The organism is Staphylococcus cohnii subsp. cohnii (genome assembly GCF_002902365.1).
Lineage (GTDB): Bacteria > Bacillota > Bacilli > Staphylococcales > Staphylococcaceae > Staphylococcus > Staphylococcus cohnii.
In genome coordinates this window covers 123,690-142,563 of sequence record NZ_PPQC01000014.1, presented here as the reverse complement: position 1 = coordinate 142,563, position 18,874 = coordinate 123,690, and the positions used below count along the sequence as shown (strand labels likewise).

Annotated in this window: 16 protein-coding genes; 13 read left to right on the top strand and 3 right to left on the bottom strand. The window is 33.4% G+C overall.

Going from position 1 to position 18,874, the window contains the following annotated elements:
• Window positions 1–227 precede the first annotated feature (227 nt).
• From CD032_RS02885 to CD032_RS02865, 5 genes are all read left to right on the top strand, one after another.
• Window positions 228–1,415: an FtsW/RodA/SpoVE family cell cycle protein gene (locus tag CD032_RS02885; RefSeq protein WP_103211158.1), complete on the top strand. Its 1,188-nt coding sequence runs from the start codon at window positions 228–230 to the stop codon at window positions 1,413–1,415.
• A complete protein-coding gene (locus CD032_RS02880) occupies window positions 1,412–1,996 on the top strand; it encodes a phosphatase PAP2 family protein (RefSeq protein WP_019469823.1) in 585 nt (194 codons plus the stop codon). The genes CD032_RS02885 and CD032_RS02880 overlap by 4 nt, the downstream gene beginning before the upstream one ends.
• Before the next feature lie 72 nt (window positions 1,997–2,068).
• Window positions 2,069–2,536 (top strand): nucleoside deaminase, encoded by a 468-nt coding sequence (locus tag CD032_RS02875; protein WP_019469824.1) that lies wholly within the window; start codon window positions 2,069–2,071, stop codon window positions 2,534–2,536.
• 207 nt (window positions 2,537–2,743) lie between these two features.
• Window positions 2,744–3,142, top strand: a complete 399-nt coding sequence (locus CD032_RS02870; protein WP_019469825.1) for a hypothetical protein — start codon at window positions 2,744–2,746, stop codon at window positions 3,140–3,142.
• Window positions 3,143–3,202: 60 nt separating this feature from the next.
• Window positions 3,203–3,520, top strand: coding sequence for a general stress protein (locus CD032_RS02865; RefSeq protein ID WP_019469826.1), 318 nt, complete (start codon window positions 3,203–3,205; stop codon window positions 3,518–3,520).
• Window positions 3,521–4,093: 573 nt separating this feature from the next.
• Here CD032_RS02865 and CD032_RS02860 read toward each other — a convergent pair.
• Together CD032_RS02860 and CD032_RS02855 are read right to left on the bottom strand one after the other, a co-directional pair.
• Window positions 4,094–5,497: an MDR family MFS transporter gene (locus tag CD032_RS02860; RefSeq protein WP_071562331.1), complete on the bottom strand. Its 1,404-nt coding sequence runs from the start codon at window positions 5,495–5,497 to the stop codon at window positions 4,094–4,096.
• Window positions 5,498–5,763: 266 nt separating this feature from the next.
• Window positions 5,764–6,663 carry a DUF5996 family protein gene (locus CD032_RS02855; RefSeq protein ID WP_019469828.1) on the bottom strand — a complete coding sequence of 300 codons (900 nt, stop codon included), beginning with the start codon at window positions 6,661–6,663 and terminating at the stop codon, window positions 5,764–5,766.
• Between the two features lie 277 nt (window positions 6,664–6,940).
• Between CD032_RS02855 and mbcS the strand changes: the two genes are divergently transcribed.
• Window positions 6,941–8,518 carry an acyl-CoA synthetase MbcS gene (gene mbcS, locus CD032_RS02850; protein WP_103211157.1) on the top strand — a complete coding sequence of 526 codons (1,578 nt, stop codon included), beginning with the start codon at window positions 6,941–6,943 and terminating at the stop codon, window positions 8,516–8,518.
• A 141-nt stretch (window positions 8,519–8,659) separates the two neighbouring features.
• On the opposite strand, the gene CD032_RS02845 is transcribed toward mbcS, so the two are convergent.
• Window positions 8,660–9,271, bottom strand: a complete 612-nt coding sequence (locus CD032_RS02845) for a YIP1 family protein (RefSeq protein ID WP_103211156.1) — start codon at window positions 9,269–9,271, stop codon at window positions 8,660–8,662.
• Between the two features lie 256 nt (window positions 9,272–9,527).
• Here CD032_RS02845 and CD032_RS02840 point away from each other — a divergent pair, with 256 nt between their 5' ends.
• From CD032_RS02840 to CD032_RS02810, 7 genes are all read left to right on the top strand, one after another.
• A complete protein-coding gene (locus CD032_RS02840) occupies window positions 9,528–10,556 on the top strand; it encodes an efflux RND transporter periplasmic adaptor subunit (protein WP_040030362.1) in 1,029 nt (342 codons plus the stop codon).
• Window positions 10,553–11,233 (top strand): ABC transporter ATP-binding protein, encoded by a 681-nt coding sequence (locus CD032_RS02835; RefSeq protein ID WP_040030361.1) that lies wholly within the window; start codon window positions 10,553–10,555, stop codon window positions 11,231–11,233. The genes CD032_RS02840 and CD032_RS02835 overlap by 4 nt, the downstream gene beginning before the upstream one ends.
• The gene (locus CD032_RS02830) at window positions 11,230–12,405 is read left to right on the top strand and encodes an ABC transporter permease (protein ID WP_103211155.1); all 1,176 of its coding nucleotides are present in this window, start codon (window positions 11,230–11,232) and stop codon (window positions 12,403–12,405) included. The genes CD032_RS02835 and CD032_RS02830 overlap by 4 nt, the downstream gene beginning before the upstream one ends.
• A gap of 381 nt (window positions 12,406–12,786) precedes the next feature.
• A complete protein-coding gene (locus CD032_RS02825) occupies window positions 12,787–13,632 on the top strand; it encodes an ABC transporter ATP-binding protein (RefSeq protein WP_019469834.1) in 846 nt (281 codons plus the stop codon).
• Window positions 13,629–14,255, top strand: coding sequence for an ABC-2 transporter permease (locus tag CD032_RS02820; protein ID WP_040030360.1), 627 nt, complete (start codon window positions 13,629–13,631; stop codon window positions 14,253–14,255). The genes CD032_RS02825 and CD032_RS02820 overlap by 4 nt, the downstream gene beginning before the upstream one ends.
• Window positions 14,256–14,671: 416 nt before the next feature.
• Entirely contained in the window at window positions 14,672–16,201 is a 1,530-nt protein-coding gene (locus tag CD032_RS02815) for an NADH dehydrogenase subunit 5 (protein WP_040030359.1), read from the top strand.
• Window positions 16,202–18,808, top strand: a complete 2,607-nt coding sequence (locus CD032_RS02810) for a DUF2309 domain-containing protein (RefSeq protein ID WP_019469837.1) — start codon at window positions 16,202–16,204, stop codon at window positions 18,806–18,808.
• Window positions 18,809–18,874: the final 66 nt, after the last annotated feature.

Sequence of the window (18,874 nt, the reverse complement as noted above, 5' to 3'; positions counted from 1 at the left end):
CCTTTCAATTAAATGGCATTAAGTTATTTTGTCATATTTAAAATTACAGATAATTAATAGTTACTTTTTAAGCATAATATTTGTTCGATTTATGCATGAATAAAATATTTAAACATAATTACATAATATATTAATTACATATTAAATTAGGTAAGCCTAAAGTCTGATTGAGGATGCTTGCTATATTTGGTTTACTAGGTGGTGGACGTTTATAATGAGGTGCAGAGATGAAGAAAAATATGAAAGTAATTCAGAGACGGTTAAAAGGTCTAGATTACGGGATGCTATTTAGTTTTATTATATTAGGTGTTTTAGGTATCATCATGATATATAGTGCGAGTATGGTATCAGCATCTAAAGGTGCCTTAACTGGTGGCGTTCCAATTGAAAGTAATTATTTTATGAAAAGGCAGTTCCTCTTTTTAATTGCGGGTGTTTTAGCAGTGATATTTATTGCATTATGCATAAATATAAACTTCTTTAAAAACACGCATGTACAAAAATTGATGGTTTTCGGCACCTTATGCTTATTATTAATTACGATTTTAATAGGTAAAGAAATTAATGGTTCGAGAAACTGGATTAATTTAGGAATATTTAGTTTACAATCCTCGGAATTTCTGAAGTTAACTTCGATTTTTTATCTTTCTTATATTATTAATCAGTGTGTGAGTTGCTATAAAGATTACCAATTAAAACATATGCTAGCACCATTAGCCATATTAGGTATTGGTTTGCTGCTTGTGTTGATGCAAGGTGATTTGGGCGGAACATTACTGACAGTAGCCATAATTGGCTGTATATTAATATATTCCGATATAAAAAATAAAATCAAATTTCAAATTATGGGAATTACGCTTGTGCCATTAGTTATTTATGGTACTTATACATTGATTTTTGATTCTAAAAATTTATATAGGCTAAAAAGGATAAAAGTGATGCTAGATCCATTTAAATATGAAGATAATGATGGTTATCAGTTAACGAGCGCGTTAACCTCGATTGGTAATGGCGGCCTGACTGGTAAAGGTTTAGGAAATGGTTTAGCCAAGTTAGGTTATTTACCAGAACCGCACACTGATTTTATATTTACCGTTATTTCAGAAGAATTAGGGCTACTAGGTGTGCTATTTACGCTCGCAATTTATGGTTATATCTTAATAAAAGGACTCATTTATGCGAATAAAACGGACAATCAATTTTATAAATTGATTTGTGTTGGTGTAGTCAGTTACATATTTATGCAAGTTTTCATTAATTTAGCAGGTGTATCTAGTATTATTCCATTAACTGGTGTGACTCTGCCCTTATTGAGTTATGGTGGTTCTTCTATGTTGAGTATCAGTATAGCTTTTGGCGCACTTTTAGCAGTGGCTAGAAGAATTAACAACGACAGAAAGGAAACTTTAAAATGACTCGTATTTTAAAAATTACACTGCCAGTTATTTTACTTATTGCTATTTTGATTAGTATTGCAATAGGTATAGCAAAACCTATAGACCAAGCTATCTATAACATGTTACATATATATTTAAATATAGATGTTATAAAACAATATCTATATTTCATTTCAACTATTTTTGATCCTAAAATTTGTTTGATTTTAACATTATGTGTTTTAACTGGTTTGTTTTTCTATCATAAATTTAAGTTTTTGTGGTATGGCTTTTGGTGTTTTTCAGTATTTTTAATAGGTACATTTATGAAATATGTCATTCAACGGGCGAGGCCATCCACACATTTTGACGGATATAGTTTTCCTAGCATGCATGTTTTAAGTGTATGCATATTAGTAAGTCTAATTTTATTAATAAAAAGGAATAAAACATTATATTGTATAGCAATTATTTTAGTAGCTTCAATTATAGTATCCCGTATTTATGTGGGCGCACATTATTTTACTGATACTATGGGAAGTTTATTAGTAATTTCAGTTATGATTCAATCGCTCAATTACAATAATTATGCAAGCGAAAAACTAGATAAAATCGAATAATTTGTTAAGCTAAATGCTAATCTATAAATCATTTATTGATTCATACATGTGATGATGAAGGGAGTTATTTGATTGAATTATGAACAATATTTAAACAGAGCAGTCGAACTTGCTGAGAAAGCACTAAACAATGGTAATGAACCTTTTGGCTCACTTTTAGTGGATATTGAGGGTAATATTTTATTTGAAGATTATAATAGAATCAGCAGTGGTGATGCGACTGCACACCCTGAAATTGCTATTGCAAAATGGGCAGCAACTCATCTTACTCCTGACGAAAGAAAACATACTATTGTTTTCACATCAGGCGAACATTGTCCAATGTGCGCGACGGCACATGCACTCGTTGGGCTAGATAAAATTGTATATGCGAGTTCCTCGAAACAATTGAGTCAATGGTTGGAAGCTATGAATGTTGCGCCCGCACCTTTTAAAAATTTACCTATTGAAAGTGTAATTAGAGATGCTCATGTTGAAGGACCCTTTGAAGCAGTGTCATCTAAAATTAAAAAATTGCAAATTCGTTATCATCAACAATAAGTGGAAATATGAACCCCCTCCGGTAGTCAAATTACTGAGGGGTTTCATATTTTTTAACACGCTTTCGTCTTTAAATGTTTATATAGTGAAAAGCTTTGGTGGTTGTGATAAAAGCATTTGTCATGTTTAAGAATATACAGAATGGGAAAATTATGCATAATATCGTAATAACACAACTAAGGTGTTTGTGATAAGGGGGACATTCAGATGAGTACGTTAATTTTTCTGTTAATTCTAGCTATAGTCATTATTATTTATTTACTAGTGAAGCAAAATTTTGCTAAAGATTTTAAAGCTCAAAAGCATAAGCGTTATAGAGAGAAGCGAGTGATAGATTTTATTCAGAGCGCATATAAAATTGACAACATTGAAGCAATTCACCGCAAAAATAATCATTTAGAGCTCATTTATAATCGTAAGACGTTAGATGTAAAAAGTGAACAAGTTATTTTTGTCGATGAAGCAGATCAAGAAGATGTTGAGACTAACTTTAGCTTAACAGAAGACGATGAAAGAGAAGACTTATTTGATAAAATTTTAGAACATACGTATTTTTATATGACAAAGGAACGTTTCGATCATTTAATGATTCAGTCTAAAGCGTAATGATTGATGCGTATTCGTGAATAACGATGACGGATATTTTAAGAGGAGGGGGACTTTCTTATGAAACCAGTAGTTAAAGCTTATAAGAATGATGGTGAGTTAGAAGTAGATGTTACTGCATTACAAGACAAAGGTATAGGTAATCAGGACATTTATGTATTATCCTTAGATAAATCTCGAACAGAAAAAATTGTAGAAGATACAAATATTTTAGGTATAGATATTAAAAAAGAAAATGATTCTGAAAGAGAAGCTTTGAAAAGAAAGTTGATTGATTTAGGTGTAGATGAAAGTGAAATCGCAACATTTAAAAGTGATATGGATGACGGCAAAGTTTATTTGATCGTCACTGATGTAAGAGTTAAAGGGCTATTGTAAGATTTTTTAGATGGTCGACATCGCTTCAAGATTTTAAGTGAACAAAATGCCTATGTAGTTCATGATTTGAATGAAGATTAAGTTAATGGATTAATCGTCTTAAAGTAGGTATAAATGCTTAGAACAATGATGCACTTAAGCGTAAACAAAGAACCTTTGAGACATAATCCCAGAAAAAGGCCACTCAGATGATTTAATTCAATTCATCTGAGTGTCTCTTTTTTATGCAATATTTCATATTATTGGCTCGCTTTCTTAGGGGACAGCTTCAACTTATCCTTTTTCCTCAAGCGTCTCGCTGAAATACGTAATATTATTGAACACGAAAAATGTAGTATAGGTTAGGAAAACAAACAAGACAAATGCGAACCTGGTTTTGTATTAGTAGCACTTAATATAAGGAAGTAGTAGTTCAACAAACTAACTATAATCAAAACAATAATGAAAAAGGCAATTTCTATATTATTTCAATAGAAATTGCCTTTTTTTCGCTTGTCTAAGAACTTTATGTCCCAGAGCCTTTTTTAATCAATAATATTGATGTTCTAAACATTAATTGTTATTTATGTGTGTTTATAAGGTGCGACGTTTTGGTTTACTATCGTCCGAAAGTTTAAATGATAATAGTAACCCAATTGCTGATATAACTGTAGCAATGATAAACGTTACGTTAACACCATGAATAATACCAGTAATACCATCTTGAGGTATTGCTGAAACTGACATTATAGTAATAAAGACTGCAGTACCAATAGCGCCTGCCATTTGTCTGAATGTATTGTTCATAGCAGTACCATGTGCAATTAAATCATTTGGCAGTTGGTTAATTGCTAATGTTGTCATAGGCATCATAACCATGGCGATCGAAACCATTCTCAATGCATTAGAAGTAGCGAGATACGTAAATGTTGTATGCTCCGTTAACATTGTAAATGGTAACGTTGAAACGACTAGGACGAATAAGCCAATTCGAGCGAGCCATTTACCACCGAATTTATCGAATAAATAACCAGTTATTGGGTTCATCATACCCATAATAATTGCACCTGGTAATAATACTAACCCAGATTTTAAGGCTGAATATTGTAGCATGTTTTGCATATAAAGTGGCAAGATAATATTTGTTGCAATAAGTACACCAAATACAAACATACTTAGTATCGTACCTAACGTATAAATACTGTAATTAAATACTCTGAACTCAAGCATAGGTTCTTTTAAGTTTAATTGACGACGGATAAATATAACGAGTGAAACGATACCAACAACAAGCGGTGCAATAAATTGTACGCTAGTCCAACCTGCTTCACCAACAGAACTGAAACTATATAGCAAGCCACCAAATCCTAATGTAGATAAGATAACTGAAGCAATATCTAATTTTGGATGTGTTGTTTCTGTAACGTTCTTCAATAGGAATATAGAAGCAATGATGATAATAATCGCGATAGGGAATACAACATAGAAGACACTTCTCCATGATAGGTGTTCGACTAATATACCTGATAAAGTAGGTCCGATAGCTGGAGCAAATGCGATAACAAGTCCAAATAGACCCATTGCAGTACCGCGTTTTTCTTTAGGGAAAGTTAAAAATAGTATTGTTTGCATTAGCGGCATCATTATACCTGCGCCTGCTGCTTGTAAGACACGTCCGATTAATAGCATTGAAAAATCAATACCGACGGCACAAAGTAGCGTACCTGCTGCAAAAATACTCATTGCAGTTAAGAATAACTGCCTCGACGTAAAGCGTTCAATTAAAAATGCAGTTACAGGAATCATAATCCCGTTTACTAACATAAATATAGATTGTAACCATTGTACTGTACTTTCTGACACTTGGAGATCTTTCATTATTGGAGGTAAAGCTGTTCCAAGTAAAGTTTGGTTTAAAATAGTTATAAAAGCCCCTGATAATAGAACGATAAACAGAGGTATTCTTTTTTCACCATGGAAATTTCCAGTTTCTGTCAATGTACTCACTTCTTTCTTAACAAATTACACATCTAAATATTATATCACTCTAAACGTTGTAAATCTAAAAGTTGAACTTATTTTTTAAAATTTATCTGTGAGAAGTTTGAAATATTGTCATGAAAGGAGTTTCTTAGGTTGAGTATATAGCAATTTAGTTCTGTTATGCGTCTAAAGGTTGTATGAAAATATAAATGAGGGTGAGACATGATAGGTGTCTCATACCCTCGATATAATTAAAATGACTGCAGTCATAGATTTATAAATTAAAGTGTACTATTTAAATGGTTTGGTCTCATTTTTAGAGGAGAAAAAGCATAATCGACGTTATCCCAATTTAGAAAATCCGCGAATTTTAAATAAGACGCTTTGAAAAATTGAGTTATTGTATCGATATCATGATGTTGTTGATATTCGATTAGGTATTCCATTAATTGTTGATCAAAATAACAATCTTTAGGAAATCGATGGTCAGTATCAAAAGGTTGATCTGCAAAAGGATACGGTAAGACAAAGAATGTTGGTCCTTCAAATTGGTCATCACCAAACCAAAAGCCAAATTCAATCATTTCTTCATCAAAAGCTGCACGTTCAATAACCATGCTATCATTTTCAAATGGTGCTGGTTTATCTTTGACGATAATACAAGAAATATCAAATGTTCCCCAAAATAGGCCAGGTTTAGATTTTCTCACTCTCAAGCCATTAATAAACTTTGCTTCAGCATGGTAAGCAAATTTCATCAATGCTAATGCCTCTTTTGCAATTTCATCATCGTAATGATGATGTTCTACGTCATTTTCAAACGGTATCGGATTTGGTACTTCTTGTGGCAAAGTGTTAACTTTTAAATGAATATCTGATTGATTTAACAGTTTTTCAATTTCATTATAATAATATTGTATAGTTCTTCCATTTTTCAAGGTAATATCATGTATATGTTGGTCAATGACGATTTCAATATGGTGTTGTATCAGGTTAACACTTAACGCAAATGTATGTGTTCCATAGCTTAACATACCAGTTGAAAAGCCCTGCACATCTATATTTAGCGTCACGTGTGACCATTGAGGTTCTTGATAACTTGCTTCTAATTTATATTTACCTAGAATCTGTGACAATAAATGTAGCGTATTTTTTTCATTTTCCCAATCCTTGAAATTCATATTATGAATACCACCTCATATATTATTTACTATAAATTTTATACCACAGATACTAAAGCTAAAACACAATATAAAAATGCTTGTACCAAGTATATTAAAGTATCATTTGTTATAATGATAAAATGATATAAATATATGAACTAATCAAGTATGTGTTAAGATGTAGTTCATAACAAAAACGAATGTGAATGCAATGCTATTTTCTGAATAATCAAAATACAACTTGATATTGTTCTGTATATTGTAAAATTAATCACCGAAATAAGGAGAGTAACCAATGAATAAAGCAGATTTAATTGCTCCAGAAACATATAACATCGTGAGCGAAATTGAAAAATATGCAAATAATCCGTCAAAAAAGGCGATTATTTTTAATGATCAAACTGGTAAAGAACGGGATATAACGTATAACCAACTAATAAAAAATGCAAACAAAGTTGGCCATATGTTTTTAAAATATGGTTTGAAAAAAGGTGATAAGTTATTAATCATGATGCCACGTGCGATTGAGACATATGAAATATATTTAGCCGCATGGAAATTAGGTATGATTATTGTGCCTAGTTCTGAAATGTTGCGTACTAAAGACTTACAATATCGTATAACACATGGTGAAATTAAGGCAGTTGTAGCCACAGGTGATAGCATCGAAGAGTTCAAAGGTGTTAAAGAATATGACTCATTACTTAAATTTTTAATTGGCAGCAAAGAAGATAAGTGGATTAACGTTGAAGACGCGCAAACTGATGCCTCAGATACGCTGGATACAGAAGCAACTTCAAGAGAAGATATTGCTTTATTATCGTATACTTCAGGAACAACAGGTAATCCAAAAGCAGTTGTCCACTCTCATGGTTGGGGATATGCGCATTTACAGATGGCTCCCAAACATTGGCTAAGTATAAATGAAGATGACATCGTATGGGCAACAGCAGCACCAGGTTGGCAAAAATGGGTATGGAGTCCATTTTTATCAATTATGAGTTCAGGCGCAACAGCATTTGTTTATAACGGTAAATTTAATGCTGAGAAGTACCTTGAATTATTAGAAACGTATCAAATCAATGTGCTTTGCTGTACGCCAACAGAATATCGTTTAATGGCAAAATCTCCTGATTTAACAAAATATAATTTGTCACATTTACATAGTGCTGTATCTGCTGGAGAACCATTAAATAAAGAAGTTGTTAATAAATTTCAACAAAACTTTGACTTAACGGTTAGAGATGGCTATGGTCAGACAGAAAGTACGTTGTTAATCGGTTTCTTAAAGGATACAAAAGGACGTCCTGGATCAATGGGTAAAGCTATTCCAGGTAGTTATGTAACAGTAATCGATGAAGATGGTAATCCTGCACAACCCAATGAAGTAGGAAATATTGCAGTGCCGTTAGACTTACCTGCATTATTTAAAGGCTATTATAAAGATGAAGCACGTACTGCAGATCCACAAGTTGGTGACTACTTTATTACTGGAGATTTAGCAAAAATGGATGAAGATGGTTACTTTTGGTTTGAAGGTAGAAGAGATGATATCATCATAAGTTCTGGCTATACCATAGGACCATTTGAAGTAGAAGATTCACTGACGAAACACCCATATGTAAAAGAATGTGCAGTCGTAGCGAGTCCACATGAAATTAGAGGGAATATCGTCAAAGCGTTTGTCATCTTGCAAGATGATGTTTCAGGTGATGAAACTATTGTTAAAGAATTACAAAATTTTGTTAAACAAGATGTAGCACCTTATAAATATCCAAGAGCGATTGAATTTGTAGAAGATTTACCTAAAACAAATTCAGGTAAGATTAGACGCATTGAATTGAGAGAAGCGGAAAAAGAAAAATATTTATAAATCAATGTTGATTCATTTGAAAACAAGCGCCCATCATCATTATTGTCCGTATGATGGGCGCTTGTTTTGTGTGTGAGTAATTTTATATCAAAATAAAAACATGGAACGGCAGTGTTCCATGTTTTTTAGTAAATATATGTATTATTGGAAACTTGCTCCGATTAGGGCAAATCCAACTGATACAACGATGTATGCAATTGCCCAAATAATTGAAGCTTTTTTAGACAAACGATTCGTTGCAAAGAGCATAATGCCAAATACATATGCGCTGATTAGTGTTTGTAAGTTAAATGCGCCTAACACTTGGTTGCCTTTATCAAAGACATTTAAGTTTGCAATATTATAATCTGTAGGCGATAAACCAGCAATCCATTGGATTAATATAATAATTAAACCAACGATGCCAGTAATGATAGTAAAACTTAATGTTGCAGAAAAGATAGGTTTTGCAGTTGCATCAGATTTCATAATTTTAGAAATAACTAAAAAGATTAAAAATGTAATACCAATACCAATAATGCTACCAATTGTACCACCAACGATGCCAGTAATTAAGCCAATTTTTTGCATATTACCCATATCTTGAGCGCTTGTACCTGCATCTTGATAAATTTCATTGTAATCAATTGACATAGCACCTACAGCAGTTGAGAGTGCAATAACGACTATTGCAATGATTAGTTTGAGTCCCCATTTAGGTTGTTCACGTAATTTTGAAAAATGTTGAGCGAATGGTAAGTTAGAATTTTCCATGAATCCCTTGCTCCCTATATATATTATTTTCCAAAGCATAACATTACCTACAATATTTTAAAACACTTTTAAGAAAAACTTTAAATAAAATTTAAAAAATAAAATCTTTTTGATTACTATTGTTAATATTACAATATTGTTAGGTATATATTTACCGAAAAATATTGTATATAAAATAATGTTATGCATTATATTTTTTGTTGTGTGATTATAATAGTATCTAAAATGAATAATAATTTAAAGGAGTGTTTTAATATTGAAGAAAAAGTGGATGTGGATTATCGGTGTTATTGTCGTTATCGTATTAATTGCAATTGCATTAATTTTAAAGCAAGCGAATAGTAGCTCAGACAAGAAAGATGGTTATGATACATATAAAGTGGAGAAAGAAAGTCCACTCAATTTAGAAGGTAAAGCTTCACCTAAATCAGTTAAAACATATAATAACAACAGTCAATTGGGAACGTATGTAAGTACACAAGTTGATGATGGTCAATCAGTTAAACAAGGTGACCCACTCATCAATTATGAAATTAATAATAATAAACGCCAACAATTAGTTGATAAAGTGGACAATGCAAAAGATGAAAATGAGAGAGCGGAAGCACAACAACAGCTTAACCAATATGATCGTCAAGTGAACGACAGTATTTATGCTGCTTTTGACGGTAAAATTGATATTAAAAATAGAGAGAACGTTTCTGATGGAGAGCCTGTTCTACAACTTGTTGCAGATGAACCACAAATTAAAGCAACTGTGACTGAATTTGATCTGGGAAAGATTAAGGAAGGCGACAAAGTAGATGTTAAAGTAACAAGTACTGGTAAAAAAGGTAAAGGCGAAATCAAGAAAATCTCAGAGTTGCCAAAAAGTTACGAAGAAAGTTTAAGTAAATCTGGAGGCGGAGCAGCAGCTGGCTCAGGTAGTGAGGAAGACGGCGGTGCTCAAGCTTCTAATCCAGTTTCTGATCCTAGCAGCGAGAGTGATTCAGATTCATCGAAATATACAATTGTAATTAGTGATATTGATATTCCTGTACGTGCAGGCTATTCCATGGAAGTTGAAGTGCCATTAGATGCCATTAAGTTACCAAAATCAGTATTAACTAAAGACAATAATGTTTTTGTATTAGGTAAAGACAATAAAGTTGAAAAACGTGATATTAAAATTGATAAAGTAAACGGTGAAATTTTTGTAAAAGAGGGTCTGAAAAAAGGTGACAAATTAATTAAAAACCCTAAAAAATCTATGAATGATGGAGACAAAGTTGAGGTGTCATCATGATAGAACTTGTAGATATCAATAGACATTTCAAAAACGGCGATGAAGAAAATCACATTTTGAAAGATATCAATATCAACATTAAAGAAGGAGAATTCATAGCGATCATGGGGCCTTCGGGTTCTGGTAAAAGTACACTCATTAACATATTAGGGTTTATTGACCGAGGCTATGAAGGCGATTATTTGTTTAATAATGAGAATTATAAAAAAAGTTCGGATAATGAATTGGCAGAAATTAGAAATAAAACAGTAGGCTTCGTTTTCCAGAACTTTAAATTAATTCAAAACAATACGATATTGGAAAATGTGAGTATTCCGTTAGTTTATGCAGGATTAGGGTCGCAAGCACGTAAAGAAAAAGTAATCAATACATTACACGATGTGGGACTATATGATAAAGAAAATTTAGTACCTAACAAATTATCAGGTGGGCAACAACAGCGTGTAGCCATAGCACGTGCGATCATCAATAACCCGAAATTTATCATTGCTGACGAACCTACAGGGGCACTTGATTCTAAGACGTCTGAAGATATTATCAATTTATTTATGAAATTAAATAAAGAGCATCGCACAACGATGATTCTCGTAACACATGATCGCAAAGTAGCAGATAAGGCAGATCGTATTATTCATATACTAGATGGTCGTGTCCAAAGAGAAGAGGTGGTTGAATGAAGAATTTATCGAATATCATCGCCATTTCATTCAAATCCATTTTAAAGAATAAGCGTCGTAATATTTTCACTATGATTGGTATCATCATTGGTATAGCTGCGGTCATTACGATTATGTCTCTAGGTAATGGGTTTAAACAAACGGCATCAGAACAATTTGAAGATACAGGTGCAGGCAAAGATTCTGCTACGGTTAACTATATGACGAGTAGTGGTGAAGGTGCGAAAGATAATCCTTTTAGCCAGCAAGATTTAGATATTGCTAAACAAGTAAATGGTGTTACAGATGCCAAAATCAAAGAAAGTGACGATCAGGGTTATTCTGCAAAAATGACGAATGCCCAGAAAAAAGGCGACGTCAGTATTTTAAAGAAAAAAGAAATGACTAGCCCAGAAAAAGGTAAAGGCTTTAATGAAGACGATAATGAACTGAACAAAAAAGTCGTTACAGTCGATGACAAAATTGCCAAAGATGTATTCAATAACGATGCGATAGGTAAAACATTATATATTGATGATCAAGGGTTCGAAGTTGTAGGCATTGTAAACGATCCTATGAATACATCAGCTGTTAATATGCCTGCAAATACATTTGATAGATATATGGGACAATTAACGCAAGATTTTCCGTCACTCCAATTATCATTAGCAGATGGTGCTGACAAGAAAGAAGTCGCAGACAAAGTCGCTAAAGAATTAAATAAAAAAGGTTCAGGCGCAGGTGATGGTAACTATAGTTACACAGATATGGAAGAATTCATGAAAAATATTAATAAAGTATTTGATGGTATTACTTACTTTGTGGCTGCTGTTGCAGGTATTTCATTATTTATCGCTGGTATCGGTGTTATGAACGTGATGTATATTTCAGTGACAGAGCGTACAGAGGAAATTGCCATTCGTCGTGCATTTGGTGCAAAAGCGCGAAATATTGAAATCCAGTTTTTAGTAGAAAGTGTTGTACTATGTGTGATTGGCGGTATCATTGGTCTAATCATAGGTATACTTGTCGCAAGCCTGGTAGATGCAGTAACACCAGATTATATCAAGAGTGCGGTTAGTCTAAGCTCAGTACTCATTGCTGTAGGTGTTTCTACATTAATTGGTATCGTATTTGGTTGGATTCCGGCACGTTCAGCAGCTAAGAAAGAACTTATTGATATTATTAAGTAATATTTTAAAAAGATGTAAAAAGAGACATTGTCTTTTATTAAAAAGTTTCGTCAGTTCATGCTATTCAAGTTGGCTAGAAAAGCGTAAACATTATAGTTCATGTATAAATATGACATGTAATAGGCTGGGGCAAAAGAATTGTCTCAGCCTTTTATCCCATTCAACCTCAATTATCTTTGTTGGATGGAACGATGTGGCCATTTTAAATACAATTAACGGTGAATGGCTTTAGTTATTGTTTTTTAGATATATATTTAATTAATAATAAATATTTTTTAAAAATGTATTGTGTATTATAGCGAGGTGTATTATGTTAATTTAGAAAGTGATTTAATGTGAAAGTTTGAGATTTTATCAAAAAATGAAATACGGGGGGTTATCATGGAATATTTGCTCAATGTACAAAATTTAAATAAAACTTACGTTGATTCAGATTTTAATTTAAATCAAATTAATCTAACCATCGAACCCAATACAGTGGTAGGACTTATTGGGAAAAACGGTTCTGGTAAATCTACGTTGATTAATACATTAGTGGGAAATCGCTTTGCAGATGCTGGGGATATTCAATTTTTTGATACACAGATTTCTCGCGATGACTATGCTTATAAAGAACATCTAGGTGTTGTATTTGATGATCTTCGATTGCCTAATAAACTTAACGCAAAACAAATTAGTAAAGTGTTTTCTAATATTTATCGCACATGGGATGAACAACATTTTTTTGAAATGTTGGAGAATTTTGAATTACCAAAAGAACGTCAAATTAAGACTTTCTCTCGTGGTATGAGTATGAAAATTTCAATATCCATTGCACTGTCTCACGATAGTAAACTTTTAATCCTTGACGAAGCCACAGCAGGAATGGATGTTTCAGGCCGTGAAGAAGTGCTGGAAATATTAGAAGATTTTGTTGATGAAGGTAATGGTATTTTAATTTCATCACATATTTCGGAAGATATAGAAACCCTTGCAGATAAGCTAATATTTATGAAAAATGGGCGTATTTTATTACAAGAGCACAAAGATACATTATTAAATGATTATGGCATTGTTTCGTTTGAAGAAGGGGAATTTGATGTTAATCACAGTAATGTTGTTGCTTATCGCCTACATAAAGGAACAGGAAAAGCACTTGTAAATCAAAATAAAGATGTAGAGCTAGCGCAGCCATTAAAAAATATTGATGATGCCACAAAAATATTAATGAGAGGAGAATTAGCATGAAGGGTTACTTACTGAGTTATTATTTTACAAACCAAAAATCAATATATACATATTTATTGTTAAGTATTCCAATTTGTTTATTTTTCTCTTTTACAAATCCATTAATGGCTAGTTTCATGCCTATGATATTTTTAGTTTCACCTGCTACAGATAATTTAAAAAATGAAAAAGACTCAAAGTGGATGTATTTTGTTTCTACATTACCCTATAGCAGAAACACTTACGTGAGTAGTCATTTTGCATTTTATAGCTTATTAGCATTAACAGGTATGGTGGTGTCACTTGTGATTAATGCAATTGTTGCGAGTAGTATTGTAAGTGGAGTGAATTCAGCGTTACTTGGTACAGGATTTATCGCGTTGTATTCACTTATTTTTCCGTTTACTTTTAAAATGGGTGCAGAAAAATCAAATGTCATATTTATGATTGTATCCATTATCGTAGTTATTTTATTCTTTGTTTATTATTTTGTAGGTATGGCCATATTATCAAATACAGATAATTTTATGGGAGAAATGACTAAAAACCTATGGTATGGTGGCATTTTTGCTATAATTGGCTTAATCGTTATGGCGCTTTCATTTATTGCTTCTAAGCAAGCATTTAAATATAAAGAGCTATAATGAACAAAGCTTAACATACTGTCTATCTTGACAAACACGAATAATCGTTATATCTTGATAATATTAAAAGTTAAAAATTTAGGCATACTTTTCTATGTTTTCTATGTAATTAAAGCTTTAGCAAGTTGTTAATCAGTGTGTATTGGCAAATTGAAAAAGTGAATAAATAGTAGTAGAAATAAGAGATTGTACGTCTTAACGTATAAAATGTAAAATCAACATATTTGAAAATAAATGAATATATAATAGGTAGCAAAGCAAAACACTCACCATATGTGCGTTGTAATGAAGCCGACAATGATAATAAGTCAGTATCGATTTATTATTAATTGTCGGCTTTTTTCGTGGGAAATATAATTTTAAATTAAGTGTTTTGTTACTATTATAAATTTAAATGTCGTAGTACAGAAGGTAAGGTGATAATCGTGATTGACGCGCATATTTTTATAACATTATTATTTTTAACGCTAATTATTTCAATTTTAAGTAGTCTCTTTTTCTTAATAAAAAAAATATCGCCTAAATATGCACGAATACATATTTATATCGTAGCATTACCGGCAATTGTGGCTAGCTTAGGTCTTATATTGTCACAGAAAAATATAGAGATAGGTATATGGCGGTCTGACGTATTATCTTGGCTCATGGTTGGTTTTGTCCTCATCATTGGTGTGATCATCCAACGCTATTGTATTCGTTATTTAGCTGGTGATAAAAGCTATAAAAAATATTTCACTTTATTTACTTTTACGACTACCTTCGCATCATTTGCTTGGTTAACTGCGGATATGAGAATTATGGTAATCAGTTGGGGATGTACATTATTAGGACTTACGATTTTGATCAGTTTAACAAGTGCCTGGAAAGTTACACGTGAAGCAGCGAAGGTAACAGGTAGATTATTCTTGTTGAGTTGGGTTGCGTTAGTAAGTGCTGTTTTGTGGATTGGATTATCTACCGGTGAATGGCACTATTCTGTAGCTTTAAATGAAGCACATCTATCCATGATTAATGGTTTGGCACAATTTGGTATTAATTTACTCATTGTACTAGCTGTTATGATTCCAGCGGCACAATGGCCCTTTCAACGTTGGTTAATCGAATCTGTAGCAGCACCTACACCAGTTTCTGCGATTATGCATGCTGGTATCGTTAATGCAGGTGGTATTATGTTAACCAGATTTTCAGGCATTTTTAGTGGCGACATTGCATCTGTAATTTTATTAATTTTTGCTAGTGTCTCCGTATTACTTGGTGCAGGCATTAGTTTAGTGCATGTGGATTATAAAAGATTATTGGTGGGTTCTACGATAGGCCAAATGGGCTTTATGTTAATTCAATGTGCATTAGGTGCTTATATTCCTGCAATCATTCACTTGGTTTTACATGGGTTATTCAAAGCGACTTTATTCTTACGCTCTGGATCGGCAGTGCGTCATTTTAGTGTACCGAGTCGTGCAAATGAAAGAATGTCATATGTATGGATAATCAGTGGTCGTATTTTAGCGTTCTTGATTGGGTTCGGTTTTTGGTTGAGTGCGCCAGAAGAAAGTTATCGTCTAGTGAGCGGTCTTATTTTAGCATGGTCTTTATCTGTCTCATGGACACAGTTAGTAGCTTTTGGTGAAGGCAACTTTGGCCGTGTTGTAGGTATGACGATACTCATTGTTGTAGGTGCAGTTTATTTTGTGGTGCATCATTATTTTTCAGGGGCATTACATACTCTGACAATTCACAGCGTACAACCACCTACTTTTATCGTTATTACCGTAGCAGTCATTTTATTGTTGGGGAGTTTAATTAGTACCTGGGTAGCACGTCACCGGTCTTCTGTCGTATTTTCAATTCTGTATATGTGGATTGTTCGTTTAGGAGATGCAAAGGTTGAAACAGTTGAACGTCATCCTAATTATTTAAAATCTTATTTGTCAAAAGGAGGGCACTAAATGGGAAAGCATAAAGAAATGACAAACCAAAATCAGCGCAACGACGATATCGATCAAATAATTTCTAAAGCAAGTAGAGTTATCGTTCCTTTATCGCCTATTTCTGTGTTTGCTGCAAGAAACCCTTGGTCAAATTTAGAGGAATATGAATTTAAAAATGTGGCACAATGGTTAAAAAATGTCCGTGACGTAGATATCTATCCTACAATGTATATGTTTGAACAGGCATATCAGCGTGACGAAATTGATAAAGATATGATTGAAGTTAACTTACAAGAATGGTTAAATCAATCGGTAGTCTCGATAGATAGACAATTTGCTGAAAGTTATGCTAGAGCGATGCTAGATTTGTCTAATATTGTAGATGTAACGTGTCATTCTGAAAATAAAAGACAAGTCAATCAACATAATGAAAAAATAAGTTTAGACGATGAAACTAATAGTGTGCCATTAGTAAGTACATATATTACGGATAAAGATGATAGACGATTAATAGATATTGTAGATTATCACGTTATTAAATGGTGCAAATTATATTTAGATGATGCGCAATCAGGATGGACGATGCCTAATAGAGAAAAGGGTTTATTCTTTGCATGGCAACGTTTAGTACAACATGATCCAGCATTGAGCAAACAACAACGTTCACGCTTGAAAACATTGCCAAATCAAGCTGAAACGCTTATTCATATGGTTTTACAAAAGCTGGGTCTTGCTGAGGCACAGTATCAAACATATTTGGAAAATCATTTACTATCATTACCTGGATGGGCTGGTATGATGCTATGGCAAGATGAACAAGCGTCTAATACTGATCAAATATTATTGTCTTATTTAGCCATTCGTCTTGGTATAGAATGGGCTATTGTTGAACCTTATTTACCTGTGAATTCAGCAGAGAATCCAACAGCATATGAACGCGATGAATTTGCAGAACATTGGATTACTATTGGTATGTTTACGACAGAACAATGGCAACAACTATCTAAATCTAAAAAAAACGCTTATATAGATTTTGCATTACAATTTGAAAAACAAGCGCGTAGACAAATTTTATTAACGGCTTGGGAAGCAACATATGAGCATCAATTGGAAGATGCCGTGACCGCACATAAAAATAATGAGCAAGAAACGCAAAAGCCACAAGTACAAATGGCATTTTGTATAGATGTACGCTCGGAACCTTTTCGACGTCAAATAGAAGCGGCTGGTGCATTTGAAACAATCGGTATTGCGGGATTTTTTGGTTTGCCAATTGTCAAAGAAGAGTTGGGTCAATCACATAGTCACCCGTCTTTACCTGTGATGAACCCGCCACAACATAAAATTAAAGAATACACAAATGAGCAAGAACCTACAACCTTTCGTCAGCATCAACATATACTAAAATCGATTACGTATACATTTAAAAAAATGAAGCAAAATGCTTTGCCGAGTCTACTATTACCAGAATTAAGTGGCCCTTGGTTATCGCTTCAAATGTTTTCACGAAGTTTCGCGCCGAGACCAATAGGTCAATTGATACGAAAGTTTTATGATAGTTGGTTACAAAAACCACATGACACAGCGTTATCTTTAGAGCATCGTAATATTAATGAAGAGGGGATACCAATCGGTTTTACAAATGAAGAAAAAGTAGATTATGCGCAACAAGCATTGCGCTTAATGGGATTGACTTTAGATTTTGCGCCGTTAATCGTACTGTGTGGGCATGGCAGTCAAAGTGCGAACAATCCATATGCTTCTTCACTGGACTGTGGTGCGTGTGGTGGTGCAGCGAGCGGGTTTAACGCGAAGGTATTAGCTCAGCTTTGTAACTTAGCTGAAGTTAGAACAGCGTTAAATGAGAGAGGTATTGTCATTCCAGAAGACACTGTCTTTGCGGCAGCAGAACACCAAACATCAACGGATGAATTAAATTGGATATACTTACCAACAATGTCAAAATCTGCGCAAAATGCTTTGAATCAAATTCAAACTGCAGTGTCTGGCATTACTTATCGAGCAAATGCACAACGATTGAAAGCATTACCAGATAATCATATCTCAAGACAAGATCCAATCAAAGAAGCACATCGTTTATCAAACGATTGGAGTGAGATTAGACCGGAATGGGGCTTAGCGAAAAACGCTTCATTTATTATAGGTCCACGTGATTTAACAAAAAACAGTGACTTAAAAGGACGAGCATTTTTACACAATTATGATTGGCAACAAGACAATGATGGTAGTCTTTTAGCAAATATCATCAGCGGCCCAGCTACTGTGGCACAATGGATTAATTTACAGTATTACGCCTCAACTGTCGCACCCCATTATTATGGTAGCGGTAGTAAAACAACACAGACAATTACGGCAGGTATAGGTGTTATGCAAGGTAATGCGAGTGATTTGTTGACGGGTCTACCTTGGCAATCTGTAATGTCGTCAGACAATAAAATGTATCATTCTCCCATTAGGCTACTCATTGTCGTGCACGCGCCCAATGATTATATTAAACAGCTATTAAATGAACATCAGGATTTTTATCAAAAGGTACACAATGGCTGGGTTAAATTGGCAAGTATTGATGAATTTGGTGGTTGGCAACATTGGTCAGTTGATTAACTTAAACAGCATTGTTTAGATTTGTTCATGGAAACAATAAGTATATGACTTTTATATGATTTATCC

What these genes read in the sequence shown, in the direction of transcription:
- CD032_RS02845 (WP_103211156.1), bottom strand. Translation starts at nt 9,271, where the DNA reads ATGGAAAATTCTAACTTACCATTCGCTCAACATTTTTCAAAATTACGT.
- CD032_RS02870 (WP_019469825.1), top strand. Translation starts at nt 2,744, where the DNA reads ATGAGTACGTTAATTTTTCTGTTAATTCTAGCTATAGTCATTATTATT.
- CD032_RS02865 (WP_019469826.1), top strand. Translation starts at nt 3,203, where the DNA reads ATGAAACCAGTAGTTAAAGCTTATAAGAATGATGGTGAGTTAGAAGTA.
- CD032_RS02810 (WP_019469837.1), top strand. Translation starts at nt 16,202, where the DNA reads ATGGGAAAGCATAAAGAAATGACAAACCAAAATCAGCGCAACGACGAT.
- CD032_RS02885 (WP_103211158.1), top strand. Translation starts at nt 228, where the DNA reads ATGAAGAAAAATATGAAAGTAATTCAGAGACGGTTAAAAGGTCTAGAT.
- CD032_RS02820 (WP_040030360.1), top strand. Translation starts at nt 13,629, where the DNA reads ATGAAGGGTTACTTACTGAGTTATTATTTTACAAACCAAAAATCAATA.
- CD032_RS02835 (WP_040030361.1), top strand. Translation starts at nt 10,553, where the DNA reads ATGATAGAACTTGTAGATATCAATAGACATTTCAAAAACGGCGATGAA.
- CD032_RS02855 (WP_019469828.1), bottom strand. Translation starts at nt 6,663, where the DNA reads ATGAATTTCAAGGATTGGGAAAATGAAAAAAATACGCTACATTTATTG.
- CD032_RS02830 (WP_103211155.1), top strand. Translation starts at nt 11,230, where the DNA reads ATGAAGAATTTATCGAATATCATCGCCATTTCATTCAAATCCATTTTA.
- CD032_RS02880 (WP_019469823.1), top strand. Translation starts at nt 1,412, where the DNA reads ATGACTCGTATTTTAAAAATTACACTGCCAGTTATTTTACTTATTGCT.
- CD032_RS02825 (WP_019469834.1), top strand. Translation starts at nt 12,787, where the DNA reads ATGGAATATTTGCTCAATGTACAAAATTTAAATAAAACTTACGTTGAT.
- mbcS (WP_103211157.1), top strand. Translation starts at nt 6,941, where the DNA reads ATGAATAAAGCAGATTTAATTGCTCCAGAAACATATAACATCGTGAGC.